We start from the raw sequence: 18,176 nt of genomic DNA on the forward strand, positions 1-18,176 counted from the left end.
TGGATGGCGCCGGCCGCAGCAGCTTTCAAGCCTGCCCGACCGGCGCTCGCCGCCGATGCAGCGCTTACTTGGCCTTGGCGACCGCCGCACGCGTATCGACTTCCGGCATCGCCGAGCTGTGATGGTTGATGATCAGCCACTTGCCGTCGCGCTTCTCGTAGACGAAGGTGTAGCGCGCCTGCACATCGCTCTTCTTGCCGCTCTTGTCGGTCAGCGTGAAGGTGTAGACGCCGGCATCCACCGCGCTGTCGTCATCGAGCACGCGCACGGTGCGGTAATTGATCACGCCCTTGGGCTTTTTGGTCAGGAACATTTCGAAGTAGTTTTCGATCTGCTCGCGCGAGGCGCGCACTTCGTTGGAGACCGTCGGCAGCAGCACGCCGTCCGGCGCGTACAGATCGGCCACCTTGTGCGGGTTACCTGTCGCCAGCGCGGCATTCCAGGTGTCGAACAGCGCAGCGACTTCGCGCTCTTCGCCGCCAGCCGGCAGTGCGGCCTTGTCTGCGTAGTGCATCACACCGCCAGCCAGCGCCGGGGTGGCAGCCAGAGCCAGAACCAAAGAGAACAGGGTGCGGCGCATGGAAAATCTCCGTTAGGTTGTTGTGGGTGCCTCATCGGGCAAGCTCAGTATCGAAATCAAGCACCCCCAACAATTCTGCCGATTGGCATATACTCAAATATGCTGATCGGCCTAGAGCGAACCTATGGAAGCCCCTACCAATGCTGGCGATTGGCGCCTGACCTTGCGGCGCGAGGCCTCAGACAGCGCACGTTGGCAGGCGCTCTGGGAGGCGGCCGCGGCCCTGCGTCAGGCCCACACGCCGGAGCAAGCCTGCGATGCAGTACTGGGCCGCGTGCTGCTGTTACTGGGCCTGGAGCACGGCGCCGTGCTGGCGCAGCGCGGGCCGCGCGCGCAGGTGCTTGCCAGCCGCGGGCGGGCACTGCCGCCCGGTGCCAGTGCGGCCGGCGACGGTCACGAAGCCGCCTGGCTGATGCCGCCGCGCCCAAGCGACATGCGCGAAGCCAAAGTACCGATCCATGCCCTGGGCACCACCCACGGCATGCTGTGCGTGGCCTGGACCGACAGCCGCACCGCACCCGGCAACGATGACGTGCAGGCGCTGCAGGCCTTCGCACTATTGCTGCCGGCGATGGTGGCCGAACCGGCCAAGCCGATCGCCACGCGTCGGCGCAAACCCCAGCAGGACGACCGCCTCAGTGCGCTGAGCAAACGCGAGAAACAGGTCTTGTCGCTGCTGCCACGCGGACTCACCAATGCCACGCTGGCAGCTGAACTGGGGATTTCTCCCGGCACGGTAAAAGTGCATGTGGAGCGAATCCTGCAGAAACTTGAGGTAAAAGATCGCACCCAGGCCGCGGTGTACGCGGTCCATGCCGGACTCGCGCTATGAATGCATTGGCAGTGCGTTGGAACGATTGGCCAATCACCCGTAAAAGTCTGGCGGTGGTGACACTGCCGTTGCTGTTGCTGGCCGTGGCGCTGATGGCGATCTATAGCGTGGAGCGGCAGAACATCGCCGCCGAAAACGATGTGCGCCAGACACTGGAAGTGTTGAGCGACCTGTACGAAGCACATGCGCTATTGGCCGAAACAGCAGCCGGTGTGCGCGGCTATCGCCTGGTGCGCCGCGATGAATTCCTCACCCCGTACCGCGATGCCGAACCGCGGTTGCAACGCGTGGCCGAACGGCTCTCGCAACGCATCACCGACCCGGTGCAGGCGCAGCGATTTGCGCGCATCAAGCCGCTATTTGCGGAAAAAATGCAGGGTTGGCGTCGTTTGCTGGCACCGGACCTGAGCCGCGAAGAAGAGATCCGTCAGCTCTGGGACGGCAAGTACAAGCTCGACATTCTGCGTGCGGAACTGCGCGAGTTGCGTAATTACGAAACCGCACAGTTGCAAGTGCGCACCGCCAAGGCGCAAGGGCTGCGCCAGCGCAATCTGATCATCACCCTGAGCGCGGCCATGCTCGGCGGCCTGGGCGCAGTGTTTGCAGTGGCGTGGTTCGCCTCGGCCTTGTCCGGGCGGCTACGCACGCTGGCGGCCAACGCCGACCGCCTGGGCGAAGGCCTGCCGCTGGCACCGCAACCGCGCGCCGGCGATGAGTTGGGCCAGGTTGGCCAGCGGCTAGCGCAGGCCAGCGAATTGTTGGCCGCACGCGCGGCCGAAGCGCAACTGGCACGGCGCGATGCAGAAACCGCCAACCGCGCGAAAACCGAATTTCTCTCGCGCAGCAGCCATGAACTGCGCACGCCGCTCAACGCAATTCTGGGCTATGCGCAGGTGCTGGAAATGGACCTGCCCGAACCGGGCCACCGCCGCCATCTGCAGCACATTCTGGGCGCCGGCCGGCACTTGCTGGGGCTGATCACCGAGTTGCTGGACATCGCGCGGATCGAAGCCGATCAACTGGATCTCAGCCCGGAACCCATTTCGGTGCGCGCGGCCGTGCACGAAGCGCTGGGCCTGATCGCGCCGGATGCCGACAAGTACGGCATTGCATTGCAACCGGCCGCCATCGAGGGGCCGTGGACGGTCCGCGCCGACGCGCAGCGGCTGCGTCAGGTGCTGCTCAATCTGCTGTCGAACGCGGTCAAGTTCAATCGCCCCGGCGGTCAGGTGCAGGTCACCGCACAGGCAGATGGCGAACAACTGCGCATCACCGTGGCCGATCAGGGCACGGGGCTGACGCCTGCGCAGATCGAGCGCTTGTTTACGCCGTTCGAGCGACTGGGTGCCGAGCGATCGGCCGTGGAAGGGACGGGTCTGGGCCTGGCACTGAGCAAGCGCCTGATCGAGGCGATGGGTGGGCAGATCGGCGTGGACAGCAGCCGCGATGGCGCACGCTTCTGGATCTCGCTACCGCAAGGCGAGCCGCAACCCAACGAGCCAGCACGCATCCTGCTGCCGCCCAGCACCAGCGGCAGCGCGGTGTGCCGGCTGCTGAGCATCGAGGACAACCCGTCCAACCAGGCGCTGATCCGCACCCTCACCGAGCGCCGCCCGCAATGGCACTTGCTCGAAGCCGCCAGCCTGGCGCAGGCGCGCGAGTTGTTGCAGCAGGGCGTGCCGGATCTGATCCTGCTGGATCTGCACCTGAGCGACGGCAACGGCGAGGAGCTGTTGCGCGAGTTGCAAGCGCAGCCGGCCACTGCGCAGGTGCCGGTAGTGGTGATCAGCGCCGATGCCACCACCGCCACCCTGGCGCGCGTCGGCAATCAGGGCGTACGTGCGTATCTGACCAAACCGCTCGACGTGGCGGAATTCTTCACCGTGATCGACAGGCTGCTGGCATGACACGCGACGAAATCCTGGGCTCCCGCATCCTCATCGTCGACGACGAGCCGGCCAATGTGCGGCTGCTCGAAGACCTGCTGCAGCGCGAAGGCTTCCAGCAGGTCATCGCCACCACCGATCCGCTGCGGGTCATGGGGCTGGTGTCGGCGTTCGCGCCGGACCTGATCCTGCTGGATCTGAAGATGCCCGAGCTGGACGGCTATGCGTTGCTGGAACAGCTGGCGCGGCTGTCCGATCCGGGGCATTTCTTGCCGGTGATCGTGCTCACCGCCGACCCCAGCCGCAGCGCGCGCCACCGCGCCCTGGGCCTGGGCGCCAAGGACTTCTTGACCAAGCCGTTGGATACCTTCGAAGTCGCGCTGCGGGTCTGGAACGTGGCCGAAACCACGGTGCTGTTCAAACGCCTGCGTGCGCTGGCCGCGCCAGAGGCCGCGCCGCCAGGATGGCGTCAGTCGGAATGATGCGTGCGCGTCGTAGGAGCGCAGCGGGGCGCGACCGGGCTTTGCCGATAACGCCCGCGCAGGTTCGCACCTGGGCGCGATGAAGCTTTGCCGATAAACGCCTCGTCGCGCCCAGGTGCGCTCCTACGGGGGGCGCTGCGCTGCTTCAACGCTATAGCGCGCGGGTGACCTCGCCGCACAGGCCGATCTCGGCCAGCACCGCCTGCGCCTGACTCAGCTGCAGATCGGCCACGCACACCTGCAGCACCCCGAAGGCCGGCAATTCGCCGGCGCCGCCCAGCAGCGATTCGCCGAACACGAAGGCGGTGATGCCGGCATCTTCCAGTGCATGCTTGGCCAGATGCGCATCGATGATGTGACTGGCGCGATAGGCGATCTGCATCAACCGCGCTCCGCGCGTTCGCGTTCTGCGCCGTTGCGCCATTCGCGTAGCGCCGGCAGCGCATCCAGAGCGGCCAGGTAATCGCCAGCGGCCTCGAACAGCGGTACGCCATAGCTGGCAAAGCGCAGCGCCACCGGGGCGTACATCGCATCGACGATGCCGAATTCGCCGCACAGGAAGTTACCGGCATGGCCGTGCTCGGCACGCAGGCTGGCCCACAGGGCCTGGATGCGGGTGATGTCGCGCTCGGCCGCTGCATCCCACTGCGCCGGGCCGGGGGGACGGGCCAGATCCATCGGCAGCTGCGTGCGCAGGGCGGCAAAGCCCGAATGCATTTCGGCCGCAGCCGCGCGTGCCTGGGCCCGCACCGCCAGATCCGCCGGCCAGCCGCGGCCGTCGAGCCAGCGCTCGTTGATGTATTCGCAAATCGCCAGCGAATCCCAGACATGCAGGGTGTCGTCCCACAGCACCGGCACCCTGCGAGTGGGCGAATAACCGGCGATGCGCGTCTGGAACTGCGGCGTGTCCAGCGGCAGGCAGACTTCGTCGAACGGCACCTGGAAATGCCGCAATAGCAGCCACGGCCGCAACGACCAGGAAGACAGGGTTTTGTCGCCGATCACCAGACGGGGCAAGGGCATGCGCAGCTCGCTGCAGAGGGTCGGCGCAGCGTACGCGTCGGGGCCGGCCACCGCCAGCCGTGGCCGATCGGGTGCTGTCAGCGCCCTTCACGCACGGCCGCGACGGCGTCACCGCCTGCCACCACGTCCTTCGATAAGGTCTAAGACTGGCCCTTGACCACGGGATGTCACTGCTAGCCGGGCGCGCGGAGCCCACTGACGGTGCCGACTGCGGTAAAAACATCGCAAAACGCACCGCACTGCCCCACAGCCTACCCCTAACCGGTGCCACCGCCTAAACTTGCGGTTTACTTATTGCCGATGCCCCGCATGTCCGAGATTCCAGCCACCGACGCCACCGCCCCGGCGGAGAAGAAAGACTTCATCCGCCAGATCGTTCGCGAGGACCTGGCCAGCGGCAAGCACACGGTCATCCGCACCCGCTTCCCGCCCGAGCCCAATGGCTACCTGCACATCGGCCACGCCAAGGCGATCTGCCTGGACTTCGGCCTGGCAGCCGAGTTCGGCGGGCTATGCAATCTGCGCCTGGACGACACCAATCCGGCCAAGGAAGACCCCGAGTTTGCGGCCGCCATCCAGGACGACGTGCGCTGGCTGGGCTACGAATGGGCGCAGCTGCGCCACGCGTCGGACTACTTCGATGTGTATTACCTGGCTGCGCAGAAGCTGATTCGCGACGGCCACGCGTTCGTTTGCGATCTGAGTGCAGAGCAGGTGCGCGAATACCGCGGCACCTTGACCGAGCCGGGCCGCAATTCGCCATACCGCGAGCGCAGCGTCGAAGAAAACCTGGACCTGTTCGGCCGCATGCGCGCCGGCGAATTCCCCGATGGCGCACGCACGCTGCGCGCCAAGATCGACATGGCCAGCGGCAATATCAATCTGCGCGACCCGGCGCTGTACCGCATCAAGCATGTGGAGCATCAGAACACCGGCAACGCCTGGCCGATCTATCCGATGTACGACTTTGCGCATTCGCTGGGCGATGCGGTGGAAGGCATCACCCACTCGCTGTGCACGCTGGAATTCGAAGACCACCGCCCGCTGTACGACTGGTGCGTGGACAAGGTGGACCTGGCCGGGCATCCGGCGCTGCTGCAGCCGCTGCTGGACAAGGGCCTGCCGCGCGAAGCCGCCAAGCCGCGTCAGATCGAGTTTTCGCGCCTCAACATCAACTTCACGGTGATGAGCAAGCGCAAGCTCACCGCGCTGGTGGAAGAACAGTTGGTGGATGGCTGGGACGACCCACGCATGTACACGTTGCAGGGCCTGCGTCGTCGCGGCTATACGCCGGCGGCGATGCGCCTGTTTGTGGACCGCGTGGGCATCAGCAAGCAGAACTCGCTGATCGACTTCTCGGTACTGGAAGGCTGCCTGCGCGAAGATCTGGATACCACCGCAGCGCGCCGCATGGCGGTGATCGACCCGCTCAAGCTGGTGCTGACCAACCTGCCCGACGGCCATACCGAGACACTGCAGTTTTCCAATCATCCCAAGGACGAGAGCTTCGGCACACGTGAGGTGCCGTTCGCACGCGAGCTGTGGATCGATCGCGAAGATTTTGCCGAAGTCCCGCCCAAGGGCTGGAAGCGGTTGGTGCCGGGCGGCGAAATCCGTCTGCGTGGCGCCGGCATCGCGCGCGTGGACGAGGTGATCAAGAACGACACCGGGCAGATCGTCGAGCTGCGCGGCTGGCTGGATCCGGAATCGCGCCCTGGCATGGAAGGCGCGAACCGCAAGGTCAAGGGCACCATCCATTGGGTCAGCGCGGTGCATGCGGTGGAAGCGGAAATCCGCCTGTACGACCGTCTGTTTTCGGTGGAAAAACCCGACGACGAATCCGAAGGCAAGACCTACCGCGACTATCTCAACCCCGAGTCCAAGCGCAGCGTGCGCGGCTATGTGGAACCGTCGGCGACGCAGGCGGCACCGGAGCAGGCGTTCCAGTTCGAACGCACCGGTTACTTTGTTGCCGACCGCCGCGATCACAGCGCGGCCACGCCGGTGTTCAACCGCAGCGTGACCTTGCGCGATACCTGGGCCAAGTAAGTACGGCAACCACTTCGGCGATGCTTGCGGCAACGCAGGCGTCGCTGAGTGGTTGGAGCGGCCAACAAAACGTAGCGAGCAATCGTGAAGTGGGTGCGGACGACGCACTCAGAAGCGGCGTGTACGAGTGGTCCATGCCGTACCGGCCAGCGGCCTCGCTCGCCTGGCGGCTGCAAAGAAGCGTTGCTAGCTGCTCTGAATGTGCGCATGCAAGCGTTCACCCACGTTGTTCGAACAGCCAGCTTGCGGCCATTCGGCTGCTGATCGCTGCGGTGTCGTAGTCGCGATGCCCACCCGTGCACGCGGCGGCCAATCGTCCGGCGCGACGTCGGCAATTGAACGATCGCTGAGGGAATGCCAGATCGCATAGGGCACGCTGCTTACGGGCGCACGACTGTTGCCCCCCTTTATCGCGACACACAGCCATCTCAGGGCGGCAAGCATGCGTGATCGGCGAGCTTGATCAACGCCGCGCTGCACTGCACGCTGCGGTGGATGGCATGAAGGAGACGCACGATGCGTGAGCGCATGATGATGGGCGTCGCCTGCGGCATCGGTGCGGGCGCGTTGTGGGGACTGGTGTTTCTGGCGCCGCAGTTGTTGTCGGCGTTTACTCCGCTGCAATTGGCAGTGGCGCGCTACCTGTCGTATGGCGCGGTCGCCGCGCTGGTGCTGGCACCGCGTGCACGACAAACCGCCGCCCGGTTGGGCCGCGCCGAGTGGTGGGCGCTGGTCCGTCTGAGTCTGATGGGCAATCTAATTTATTACATATTGCTTGGCAGCGCCGTGCAGTGGGCCGGTAGCGCGGCCACGGCGCTGATCATCGGGTTGCTGCCGGTGGTGGTCACCATCATCGGTACGCGCGCTGCCGGCGCGGTGCAACTGCGGCGGCTTGCCGCGCCGTGCGCGCTGTGCGTCATCGGCGTGGCGCTGGTGGCGCTGGACACCGTGCAGGACGACTCCGGGCAACAGGCGAGCGACCGCCTCACCCGCATCGCCGGCTTGCTGTGCGCAGTTGGTGCACTGGTCTCGTGGTCGGCGTATTCGATCGCCAATGCGCGCTGGTTGCGTCGCCGTCCCGACCTGTCCGGTGGCGACTGGTCGCTGCTGACCGGTGTGGTCACCGGCGCACTGGCCGCGTTGCTGGCGCCGGCGGCGATGATTGGCAGCGCAGCGCATGCAACGATCGATTGGGCCAGTTTCTGGGGTGTTTCGCTGCTGCTGGGCATCCTGGCATCGGTGATCGGCAATGCCTTATGGAACCGCGCCAGCCGCGTGCTGCCACTGACCCTGGTCGGGCAGATGATCGTGTTCGAAACCGTGTTTGCGCTGCTCTACGGGTTTGCCTGGGAAATGCGCCTGCCCACGCCACTGGAGCTGGCAGCGATCGCCTGCCTGCTGGTCGGCGTGCTGTGGTGCGCAGCGCTGCATGCGGAAGCGAATTGACGCAACCGGCCTGCGCGCGCATCGGCCTAGATTGCACGCTGTCTTCAATGGAACACCACCATGTGCCTCCCACGACAAGGCAAGCGAGCGCTCTACGGAGCGGTCTTTTCACTTTCGATCGGTTTGGCGGGCTGCTCGCAGCCGCAGCAAACCGTACAAGCGGTCACTCCGGCCGACGTGCTGTGCATGTTCGTCCCCAACCCGCCCGACGCCGAGCTGCCCAACGCCGACCGCGATGAAAGCATGCAGCAGTTAGCGCTTGCCAACCGTTGCAGCTCTGCACTGCGTCGGCGCCGATGATGACGTCGCAAGAACCGGCAGTCCCCACCAGCGAATGGCGATTGCCTGTGACGGCGCCCGCCACTGCGATGACCAATGCGCGTTTCACCACTGCATATCGGCGCGCGCTTCTACGGCCGGCTCGCTCTTGCGCGCGTTGTGACCGGCAAATGGCGCAGTGCGTCACCCGGCCAGGCACTCTGCGATGCGTCAGGTGTCATACGGACCACATCCGCGGCGGCCAGGGCTTACCATGAAACTCACTTACCGTGATCGGAGCAGCCACATGTCCCGTGCCTTGTCCTGGTGTCTGAGCAGTCTGTTCCTGATCGCATCCCTGGTTCTGATGGGCTGTGTGACTGCCCCGCCCACCGAAGCGGCAACCCGTCCGGCGGTGTCGCCGATCAAGCTCGCCCAGGTGAATACCACCTGCCGCACCGATGCCGACTGCATGGTCAAGGACGTGGGCAGCTGTTGCGGCAAGTTGCCGGCCTGCGTCAACGTCAACAGCCCCACCAACCCCAAGGCCGTTGCGGCGCAATGCCAGGCCAGCGGGATGGTGGGTGTCTGCGGCTTCCGCCCGATCGACGCCTGCCAGTGCGTTTCCGGCCAATGTGCCGCAACGCGGGCAACGACCGATACACTGAGACCTTGATTCGTCTCAGCAACCGGTCCACTGATGCTCTACGCGCAAGTCCACCTCACCCTGCCCGCCTGGATTCATGAGTTTGTAGACGCCAGCCGCGCCTATCCCGGCGACGACGACAAGGTGGCGCTGGCCATCGCACTGTCGCGGATGAACGTGGAAGCGCGCAGCGGCGGCCCGTTTGGCGCTGTCGTGTTCGGTCCGGATCATCACATCATCGCGGCTGCGGTCAACCGCGTGGTGCCGCAAAACACCTCGCTGGCGCATGCAGAGAACATGGCCTACATGCTCGCGCAGCAGCGCCTGCAGACGCCACGCTTGAACGACGTGCTGTCGCCGGTGACGCTGGCCACTTCTGCGCAGCCGTGTTGCCAGTGCTATGGCGCCACGGTATGGGCCGGTATCGACCGCCTGTTGATCGGCGCACGCGCCGAAGACGTGATGGCACTGACCGAATTCGATGAAGGCCCGCTGCCTGTCGACTGGGTGGGCGAGCTCACCCGCCGCGGCATTGAGGTGGTCCGCGATGTGCAACGCGAACAGGCCTGTGCGGTGCTGCGTAGTTACGGCGAGGGCGGCGGTGATCATTATTGACCTGTCCTTGCGAGCGCTGCGATGAGCGGGCTGCTGTGTTATTGCCGCCAAGGCTTCGAGCCGGAACTGGCGGCCGAACTGAGTGCGCGCGCCGCGTTCGTCGGCATCGCCGGCTATGCGCGTACGCAGCGCAACGATGGCTATGTGCTGTTCGTCTGCGATGAGGCCGCGCAACTGGCGGCAAAGCTGCATTGGCGCGAGCTGATCTTCGCGCGACAGAAACTGGTGGTACTGGCCGAACTCAAGGGCATCGACCCCAAGGACCGCATCACCCCGATTCTTGCCGCACTGGAAGGGCAGACGCGCTTTGGCGATCTGTGGGTGGAGCACCCGGATTCGGACGCCGGCAAACCGCTGGCGGGCCTGGCGCGCAGCTTCGGCAATGCGTTGCGCCCGGCACTGCGCAAGGCCGGCCTGCTCACCGACAAGCCGCAACCGCGACTGCCGCGCTTGCATGTGTGTTTTCTCGATGGCGACCACGCACTGCTGGCGGTAGCCGATGCCGACGACAGTGCGCCGTGGCCACTGGGCATTCCGCGCCTGAAGTTGCTGCCGGAAGCGCCATCGCGCTCGGCACTGAAGCTCGACGAAGCGCTGCTCACCCTGCTCACGCCCGAGGAACGCGAGCGTCTGGTCAAACCCGGCATGCGAGCGGCCGATCTGGGCGCCGCTCCCGGCGGCTGGACCTGGGTGCTCACCCGCCAGCATGTGCATGTGACCAGCGTCGACAACGGCCCGCTACGCGAGCATGTGCTGGAAACCGGTCTGGTCGAACATCTGCGCGCCGACGGCTTTCACTGGAAGCCGGCGCAACCGCTCGACTGGATGGTCTGCGACATGGTCGAGCAACCGCGCCGCGTGGCCGAACGCATGGCCACCTGGGTACGCGAAGGCTGGTGCCGCCACACCATCTTCAACCTCAAACTGCCGATGAAAAAGCGCTGGGACGAGACGCGCCTGTGCCTGGACCTGTTCGAACAGCAGGCCGAAAAATCGCTGACCGTGCGTGCCAAGCAGCTGTATCACGATCGCGAAGAGATCACCGTGCTGGCGATGCGTGACTGAGCTGAGCTGGGATTGGGGAGTCGGGATTGGGAAATGGTAAAAGCGGTTGGTCGGCGCGTTGTTTGCGCATGTTGGCCGTAGATTCCGGCAGTCATTGCACAGTGAGCACGGTGTGTGTGATGCCCGTGCAGACGCTGGAGCGGATGCGGGGATGCGGGGATGCGGGAGCTCGAGACTCGGGATTCGTAGAAGCGGTTGATCGGCGCGTTGCCGGCACGTGTTAGCCATGAATTCCGCCAGTCGTTGCGCGGTGAGCTCTGTGCCTAGCGTGCAGAGGTGTTGGAATGGAATTGGAGCAGCGGTGGCTGGTGGTGGATCTTGAAGGGTGCTGGAAGCTTCCACCCCCATGCTCCGGCCGCTAGTTGCCACGACTTGCTGCTTCATTGTTTCGGCGGCCCAGCGACCGCCGAAACCTGCCGACTTACAGCACGATGCGCTTGCTGCCTTCACGCGCGGAGCGGTAGATCGCATCGACGATACGGATATCCCGCAAGCCTTCTTCGCCTGGCGCACGCAACGGCGTGCCATTGATGATCGCCAAGGCGTCTTCGTCCATCTGCAATGCCTGCTGATGCGGCACTTTGACATCGAAGACGCGGCCGTCGCTGGCCTTGCCGGTGACGCCTTGATAGCTCTGAAACGGCGACAGCTCGTACCAGCCTCGCTCGCAGTCGGCGCGCAGCACATTCATGTTGGCACCGAAGCTGGTCTTGCATGCCGCACGCACGGCATTGGGAAATTCCAGCGTGAAATCCATATGTTCGTCGACCTCGTCGAACAACTCGGGACGGTCGGTCCAGCGCTTGGCGGTCACCGCCAGCGGCTCGGCGCCCACGGTGTACCGCGCGGCATTGAGCGGATACACGCCCATGTCGTACATCGCACCGCCACCGAATTCCGAGCGCAGCCGCCACGGGCGATCGGCCTTGGTCGTATCGCGATAGCCGTTGTAACCGGCTTCGGCACGCACGCGTTGCATCGCGCCGAACGGCTTCTCGCCGGCCATCGCAATCAGGCGCCGCGTATTGGGTTCGTGCTGCATGCGGTAGCCGATCGTCAATGCAACCTTGTTACGTTTGCAGGCGGCAATCATCGCCTCGCATTCGCCCGCATGCATCGCCATCGGCTTTTCGCACCACACGTGCTTGCCGGCCGCCGCCGCTCGCAATGCCAGCGGTGCATGCATGTGAGTAGGCGTGACGATGTAGACCACATCGATGTCGTCGTTGTCGGCGATACGGTCGAAGTTGTCGTAGTTGTAGACATTGCGATCGGCAATGCCGTACTTGGATTGCCACTGCCCAATCTTCGACGGCGTGCCGGTCACGATGCCCGCCAGCTTGCAGTGTTTGGTCAAAGCCAGGCCCGGCGCGAGTTGCTCGCTGGCATAACTCCCCAACCCTGCCAGTGCCACATTGAGCGGTTTTCCCGGCTTCTTTTTCGGCAACGCCCATGCAGGTGCGCCAAGCAGGATGCCGGCGCTGCCGAAGGCGGCAAGCAAGCGGCGACGTGTCAAGGATTCCACGGACATGCAAACCTCCTTCTTAGAGAGAATAGCGACCAGCGTTTGGCAAGCGGCATCGTGCAGACAGCATTAGCGCAGCGGACATTGCGATGCAGGCGCGACATGGCACGCATCGGCCACATCGGCTCGACGACACGCCGTCATGTATCGGCCGCTCCGATCCACCACTGCCCGCGCACCTTACTTGATCGCACGTGATCATCGCCATGGTCGCGCTGCACGGTCTGGCACACTGCCAACGATCATCTCTGGAGGACTCCGCATGACCGCTGCTGCCCGCCATCGTTTCCTGCCACTGGCGCTATTGTTGTCCAGCTCGCTCGCCACCGCTGCCGATCCGCCGTTCGTTGCGCGCGATCTGATTGGCGAAGGCGCATTCACGCATAACGCAGAGGGCCCGGCAGCAGGCCCGGACGGCGCGCTGTATGCGGTGAATCTGGGCAAAGACGGCACCATTGCACGCATCGCGTTGCAAACAGACGGCAGCGCAACTGCCGAGGTGTTTGTCACCTTGCCTGCCGGCAGCACCGGCAACGGCATTCGCTTTCGCGACGGCGCAATGTACGTGGCCGATTACACCAGCCACAAGATCCTGCAAGTGAATTTACAGACGCGCGCGGTGAGCACCTTCGCCTCACTGCCCGATTCCGATGGTCCCAACGATCTGGCACTGGCACCCGATGGCAGTTTCTATGCCAGCGACCCGAACTGGAAAGACAACAGCGGCCGTTTGTGGCACATCAGTCGCGATGGCGCAGTGCGGCTGCTGGAATCAGGCATGACCACCCCGAATGGCCTGGACGTCAGCCCGGACGGCAAGCACCTCTACGTCAACGAAAGCATGTCGCGCAAGGTGTGGGTGTACGACCGCCTGGACGATGGCAGCGTGCGCAACAAACGTCTGCTGATCGCGTTTCCCGATTTCGGCATGGACGGCATGCGCTGCGATGCCGACGGCAATCTGTACATCGCCCGTTACGATGCCGGACAGATCGCGGTGGTGTCGCCGGCAGGCAAGTTGCTGCGCACGGTCGCGCTGAAAGGCCGCAAGGCCAGCAACGTGGCCTTCGGTGGCAGCGACGGCAAACAGGTGTTCGTGACGTTGCAGGATCGCGGCGCAGTTGAAACGTTCAGATCCGATCGCCCCGGGCGCGAAACCGGACGCTGAAACTGCTGCGCGCGTCGCATTGGTTCTCAGGCCGCGCAACAGCATCCTGGCATCCTGCAGGTCACCCGCGGAGGACTCCCCCATGCAACCCATCGAACTCAAGGACGCGGCCGCCTTTGGCAGCGAATTCCTGCGATTGACCCTGTTGCAGGGGTTTCAGTCGCTGACCAAACGCGACCTGGAACTGTTGATCTTCGTGCTGCTGGAGCGCGATGGCGCCATCTCGCGCAATAGCTCCAACGCCCTTGTCGCACTGCAGTTACGTGTCACCTCGGCCAAGGTCAAGGCCTTGCGTCGCGATGGCTATGCCCGCTGGCGCGCGTTGGTGCCCGAAGAAGGCGACGCGGCGATGCAGCGCATCGTGGCCAACGTGCTCACCGAAGACAATCTGCGCTCCGGTGCCAAACACGTCAGCGAACGCAGCCGCAAAGAAGGGTTCCTGGCGGTGCGGATCGAACATCCCGACGACGCACAGCAATTCGAGCAAGCCATTCTCGATGTCGGCGCGTTGCCGGTATACGAACGCAATCGCGAAGTGGTGGCGGTGCGCTTCGACACGCTGCTGAAAATCGCCGAACGCTGGGGCTATCTGCAGCAGGATCCGCAGGCGGCGGTACGCGAATTGCAGAAGCTCACGCCCACCGCCGAAGAAGTGGCGGATTTGCTGAAAAAGGACATTGCGCAGCTGCGCTGGGACGATGTGCGTCGCGCACTCAACAGTCTGGGCGCCAAGGCAGTGGCCAGCACCGCCGAAGGCGGCTTGAAGGGCTTGCTCAAGATCGTGTTTCCCTTCATCCCCGGCTGAGTGACCTGCAAGGTGACAGCAGCGTGCCGTCGCCCCGCCAGATTCAGCGTTGATGCCGACGCTGCCCCGCCCGCTGCGGCCAGCTTGCGCAAGGGATCTGGCGATGCGCCACATCCCACCCGCATGCCACCCACCGCAAGCTGCCCACACCCTCTATCCTTACCGGCTGTTCCACATCAGGGGGATCTGATGACCATTCGCTGTATCGCCACACTCACCGCACTGCTGCTCGTTTGCGGCACCGCCTCCGCCCAGCAGGCACCTACGCCGGCCAGCAGCATGCCGCTGATCGATGTGCCCAACGTCATCCGCACCCAACCGCTGTCCAGCGGTGAAATCACGCACCAGACCCAACTGGAACGCCCGCGCGGCGAGTCCAGCGTGATCGTGCGCTCGATCCAGCCCAGCAGCGTGGTCGGCAGCTACCGCATCGATTTCCAGGCGATGGACGTGGATGGCGATGGCCGCATCAGCCGTGCCGAAGCCCAGACCAACCCCGCGCTGGCCGATGAATTCGATGCACTCGACACCCGCCACAGCGGCTATCTGACCCGCGAGCAGCTGGCCGGCTGGCTGACCCAGTAATCACGTCGCACAGCTCGGCGGCACGCAGGCGCGCCGGTATTACGCGGGCGCGCACCGCACTTCAGTTTTCGACGCCCGTCCCCCTTGCAGCGCCCGCTTCGGTCGGCTAGATTGTATTTAACGGATACAATTTGGATGGATCGATGACCGCTCGCCTGGCACTTGCCAAAGACCTCGGCTACCAACTGCAACTGGCCACCTTGGCGTCCAGCCATGCCGCCCGCCAGGAACTGGCCGAGCTGCATCTCACCCCGGCACGCGTCACTGCGTTGATCCACATCCGCGACCAGCCCGGTTGCGACCAGACTGAACTCGGCAACCGCCTGCTGGTCAACCGCGCCGCCGGCATGAAGATCGCCAACGCGCTGGCCGAGCAAGGCTTGATCGAACGCCTGGCCGGCCGCGACCGTCGCAGTAAAGGCCTGTATCTGACCTACCAGGGCCACCGCACGCTTGAGGTGGCACAGGCCTGCCTGGCGCGCGCCGTCGCGCGTACCTGCACCGGCCTGCAGGCCGCCGAGCAACAAACCCTGCTCCGCCTGCTCTGCAAATTGAACGCCAGCGCCACGCTGGAGCGGACAACCGTGGCAGAGACCGCGTTGGCCGAAGACCTCTAAACCCGCAGCCCCCGACTTGAAGGAGACGCCGCTTGAACGAGCATGACGTGGTATCGGTTCGCATCGAAAACCGCATTGCCTGGGTGAAGTTTGCACGCCCGGACAAGCGCAACGCGATGAGCCCGGCGCTCAACCGCCGCATGATGGATGTACTGGACGAGCTGGAATTCGACGACAGCGTCGGCGTGCTGGTGCTCGGCGGCGAAGGCACTGCCTGGTCGGCCGGTATGGATCTGAAAGAGTACTTCCGCGAAACCGAAGCACAGGGCATGCGCGGCGTACGCCGTTCACAACGCGAGTCCTACGGCTGGTTCCGGCGCCTGCGTTGGTATCAAAAGCCCACCATCGCGATGGTCAACGGCTGGTGTTTCGGTGGCGGCTTCGGCCCCTTGTTCGCCTGCGATCTGGCCATTGCCGCCGATGAAGCGCAGTTCGGCCTGTCGGAGATCAACTGGGGCATCCTGCCGGGCGGCGGCGTGACCAAGGTGGCGGTCGAACTGCTATCCATGCGCGATGCGATGTGGATGACGCTGACCGGCGAAATGGTCGACGGCAAGAAAGCGGCCGAATGGCGCCTGGTCAACGAAAGCGTGCCGCTGGAGCGACTGGAAGCACGCACGCGCGAAGTGGCCGAGCTGTTGCTGCGCAAGAACCCGATCGCGCTGAAATACGCCAAAGACGCCGTGCGCCGCGTGGGCACCATGACATACGACGAAGCCGAAGATTATCTGGTGCGCATGCAGGAAGCGGCCAACTCGTTCGACAACAACGCCCGCAAGGAAGGCATCCGTCAGTTCATCGACGAGAAGAGCTACAAACCTGGCCTGGGCGAATACGACCTCAAGAAAAACAGCGCCTAAGCACGTCCTACGGCGCCTGAAGCGATGCGTGCAACCCACGCATCGCTGGCGCTGCCAGTGGTTTTCTGCACCGAGGAGGGAGTATGGAAGCCTTATCCGCAACACTGCGCGGGATTGCCGCGCGTGGGCCGTTGGGCCTGTTCATCGACGGCCAGTGGCGCGCAAGCACCGGCGATCGCCATGTCGATGTGATCGCCCCGCATACCGAAGAACGCCTGCTGCGCTACACCGAACCATCGCACGCAGATACCGAAGCCGCGGTGGCTGCGGCACGTGCCGCCTTCGACACCGGCCCCTGGCCGCAGCTGTCGCCACCCGAGCGCGGGGTGATACTCAAGCGCGTCGCCGACCAGCTGCGCGCACGCATGCCGGAGCTGGCTGAAGCCTGGACCGGCCAGGTTGGCGCCACCATCGGTTTCAGCCGACGCGCCTCGCAACAGGCGCCCGGCCTGTTCGACTACTACGGCGATCTGATCGCCATGCATCCGTTCGTCGAGCCGCGCGAACGCTCCAGTGGCGGCCGCGTGCATGTGGTGCAGGAACCGGTCGGTGTGGTCGTGGCGATCACGCCCTGGAACGCGCCACTGGTCTTGCTCTGTTACAAAGTCGCCGCTGCGCTGGCTGCCGGATGCACGGTGGTGGCCAAGCCCTCGCCAGAGACCCCGATCGATGCGTACATCCTGGCCGAATGCATCAGCGCCGCAGGCGTGCCCGATGGCGTGTTCAATCTGTTGCCGGCCGGTCGCGAGGTCGGCGAACAGCTGATCCGGCACCCGCTGGTCGACAAGGTCAGCTTCACCGGCTCCACCCAGGCCGGGCGACTGATCGGCGTGGCCTGCGCCGAACGCCTGGCGCGGGTCGGCCTGGAGCTGGGCGGCAAGTCGGCCGCCATCGTGCTCGAAGACGCCGACCTCGCCAAAGTGCTGCCCAGCCTGGTGCCCTACTCCATGCCGATCACCGGGCAGGTATGTTTCGCGCTGACCCGCGTACTGGTACCGGCGCAGCGGCGCGAAGAAGTCCTGCAGGCATATTGCGCGGCACTGAGCGCAGTTAAGCTCGGCGACCCGTTCGCCGCCGACACCGGCATGGGTCCGCTGGCGCTCGGCCGGCAACTGGAACGCGTGCAGTCCTACATCGCACAGGGCAGCGCCGAAGGTGCGCAGCTGGTGATGGGTGGCAACCGCCCGGCGCATTTGCCGCGTGGATTCTTCATCGAGCCGACGGTGTTCGCCAACGTCACGCCGGACATGACCATTGCCCGCGAAGAAATCTTCGGCCCGGTGGTGAGCTTCATCGACTATCACGATGAGGCCGACATGATCGCCAAGGCCAATGCAAGCGACTACGGCTTGCACGGCACCGTCTATAGCGAGGATGTTGATCGCGCGTATCGCATTGCACGCCGCGTGCGCAGCGGCAGCCATTCGATCAATGGCATGTGGGTGGATATCGAGATGCCGTTCGGCGGGGTCAAGCATTCCGGAATCGGTCGCGAAGGCGGCATCGAAGGACTGCATGCGTTTCTCGAAACCAAGACCGTCTATCTCGGTTGAGTTTTACGTCACCGGCTACGCGGCAAGCATGCCTGCGTCGCCGCAATGCACCGTGCCGTACACCACGGCACGTCATCTCCGGTGGTGTGTTAGCAACGTGTCTGTGAACGCGTGATGCGTGGTTGCGCGCACGCGTCAACCTTCCAGCCATCTCCGTTGCACTCACGCCCGTCACTCCCCA

18 protein-coding genes and 1 other RNA gene are annotated in these 18,176 nt (G+C 64.7%); 14 read left to right on the forward strand and 5 right to left on the reverse strand.

All coding sequences use genetic code 11. From position 1 onward, the window contains the following. Positions 1–64: 64 nt before the first annotated feature. Entirely contained in the window at positions 65–580 is a 516-nt protein-coding gene (locus tag RQH86_RS07015) for an SgcJ/EcaC family oxidoreductase (protein WP_055851222.1), read from the reverse strand. A 124-nt stretch (positions 581–704) separates the two neighbouring features. Here RQH86_RS07015 and RQH86_RS07020 point away from each other — a divergent pair, with 124 nt between their 5' ends. From RQH86_RS07020 to RQH86_RS07030, 3 genes are read left to right on the forward strand one after another with little or no spacing between them, the layout of a single operon-like run. Next, positions 705–1,412, forward strand: a complete 708-nt coding sequence (locus RQH86_RS07020) for a response regulator transcription factor (RefSeq protein WP_115527166.1) — start codon at positions 705–707, stop codon at positions 1,410–1,412. After that, positions 1,409–3,319 (forward strand): ATP-binding protein, encoded by a 1,911-nt coding sequence (locus RQH86_RS07025; RefSeq protein ID WP_055851218.1) that lies wholly within the window; start codon positions 1,409–1,411, stop codon positions 3,317–3,319. The genes RQH86_RS07020 and RQH86_RS07025 overlap by 4 nt, the downstream gene beginning before the upstream one ends. Continuing rightward, a complete protein-coding gene (locus RQH86_RS07030; RefSeq protein WP_055851215.1) occupies positions 3,316–3,780 on the forward strand; it encodes a response regulator in 465 nt (154 codons plus the stop codon). The genes RQH86_RS07025 and RQH86_RS07030 overlap by 4 nt, the downstream gene beginning before the upstream one ends. Before the next feature lie 151 nt (positions 3,781–3,931). On the opposite strand, the gene RQH86_RS07035 is transcribed toward RQH86_RS07030, so the two are convergent. After that, on the reverse strand, positions 3,932–4,162 hold the full coding sequence (locus tag RQH86_RS07035; protein WP_181109036.1) for a DUF2007 domain-containing protein: 231 nt from the start codon (positions 4,160–4,162) through the stop codon (positions 3,932–3,934). Beyond that, positions 4,162–4,803 (reverse strand): glutathione S-transferase family protein, encoded by a 642-nt coding sequence (locus RQH86_RS07040; RefSeq protein WP_311239765.1) that lies wholly within the window; start codon positions 4,801–4,803, stop codon positions 4,162–4,164. The genes RQH86_RS07035 and RQH86_RS07040 overlap by 1 nt, the downstream gene beginning before the upstream one ends. A gap of 309 nt (positions 4,804–5,112) precedes the next feature. Here RQH86_RS07040 and RQH86_RS07045 point away from each other — a divergent pair, with 309 nt between their 5' ends. Then, positions 5,113–6,852, forward strand: a complete 1,740-nt coding sequence (locus RQH86_RS07045; RefSeq protein WP_311239764.1) for a glutamine--tRNA ligase/YqeY domain fusion protein — start codon at positions 5,113–5,115, stop codon at positions 6,850–6,852. Between the two features lie 59 nt (positions 6,853–6,911). Here RQH86_RS07045 and RQH86_RS07050 read toward each other — a convergent pair. Continuing rightward, positions 6,912–6,988: non-coding RNA, sX9 sRNA (locus RQH86_RS07050), on the reverse strand. Positions 6,989–7,368: 380 nt separating this feature from the next. On the opposite strand from RQH86_RS07050, the gene RQH86_RS07055 reads away from it, so the two are divergent. From RQH86_RS07055 to rlmM, 4 genes are all read left to right on the forward strand, one after another. Further along, positions 7,369–8,298 carry a DMT family transporter gene (locus RQH86_RS07055; protein ID WP_311239763.1) on the forward strand — a complete coding sequence of 310 codons (930 nt, stop codon included), beginning with the start codon at positions 7,369–7,371 and terminating at the stop codon, positions 8,296–8,298. A 565-nt stretch (positions 8,299–8,863) separates the two neighbouring features. Beyond that, positions 8,864–9,232: a hypothetical protein gene (locus tag RQH86_RS07060; protein WP_082473551.1), complete on the forward strand. Its 369-nt coding sequence runs from the start codon at positions 8,864–8,866 to the stop codon at positions 9,230–9,232. A gap of 24 nt (positions 9,233–9,256) precedes the next feature. Then, positions 9,257–9,817, forward strand: coding sequence for a nucleoside deaminase (locus tag RQH86_RS07065; protein ID WP_311239762.1), 561 nt, complete (start codon positions 9,257–9,259; stop codon positions 9,815–9,817). Between the two features lie 21 nt (positions 9,818–9,838). Then, a complete protein-coding gene (rlmM, locus tag RQH86_RS07070; RefSeq protein WP_311239761.1) occupies positions 9,839–10,882 on the forward strand; it encodes a 23S rRNA (cytidine(2498)-2'-O)-methyltransferase RlmM in 1,044 nt (347 codons plus the stop codon). 421 nt (positions 10,883–11,303) lie between these two features. On the opposite strand, the gene RQH86_RS07075 is transcribed toward rlmM, so the two are convergent. Beyond that, positions 11,304–12,413, reverse strand: coding sequence for a Gfo/Idh/MocA family oxidoreductase (locus RQH86_RS07075; protein ID WP_115527161.1), 1,110 nt, complete (start codon positions 12,411–12,413; stop codon positions 11,304–11,306). A gap of 256 nt (positions 12,414–12,669) precedes the next feature. Between RQH86_RS07075 and RQH86_RS07080 the strand changes: the two genes are divergently transcribed. From RQH86_RS07080 to RQH86_RS07105, 6 genes are all read left to right on the forward strand, one after another. Further along, positions 12,670–13,575 carry an SMP-30/gluconolactonase/LRE family protein gene (locus RQH86_RS07080; RefSeq protein ID WP_311239760.1) on the forward strand — a complete coding sequence of 302 codons (906 nt, stop codon included), beginning with the start codon at positions 12,670–12,672 and terminating at the stop codon, positions 13,573–13,575. A gap of 82 nt (positions 13,576–13,657) precedes the next feature. Next, positions 13,658–14,380, forward strand: a complete 723-nt coding sequence (locus RQH86_RS07085) for a hypothetical protein (protein ID WP_115512455.1) — start codon at positions 13,658–13,660, stop codon at positions 14,378–14,380. Positions 14,381–14,569: 189 nt separating this feature from the next. Beyond that, on the forward strand, positions 14,570–14,965 hold the full coding sequence (locus tag RQH86_RS07090) for an EF-hand domain-containing protein (protein ID WP_311239759.1): 396 nt from the start codon (positions 14,570–14,572) through the stop codon (positions 14,963–14,965). A gap of 143 nt (positions 14,966–15,108) precedes the next feature. Further along, positions 15,109–15,582, forward strand: a complete 474-nt coding sequence (locus RQH86_RS07095; protein ID WP_311239758.1) for a MarR family transcriptional regulator — start codon at positions 15,109–15,111, stop codon at positions 15,580–15,582. 32 nt (positions 15,583–15,614) lie between these two features. Next, entirely contained in the window at positions 15,615–16,442 is an 828-nt protein-coding gene (locus RQH86_RS07100) for a p-hydroxycinnamoyl CoA hydratase/lyase (protein WP_115561367.1), read from the forward strand. An 83-nt stretch (positions 16,443–16,525) separates the two neighbouring features. Beyond that, positions 16,526–17,995 (forward strand): aldehyde dehydrogenase, encoded by a 1,470-nt coding sequence (locus tag RQH86_RS07105; protein ID WP_311239757.1) that lies wholly within the window; start codon positions 16,526–16,528, stop codon positions 17,993–17,995. The last annotated feature ends 181 nt before the right edge of the window (positions 17,996–18,176 follow it).

This window comes from Xanthomonas sp. WCS2018Noco2-27, from assembly GCF_031843525.1.
GTDB lineage: Bacteria > Pseudomonadota > Gammaproteobacteria > Xanthomonadales > Xanthomonadaceae > Xanthomonas.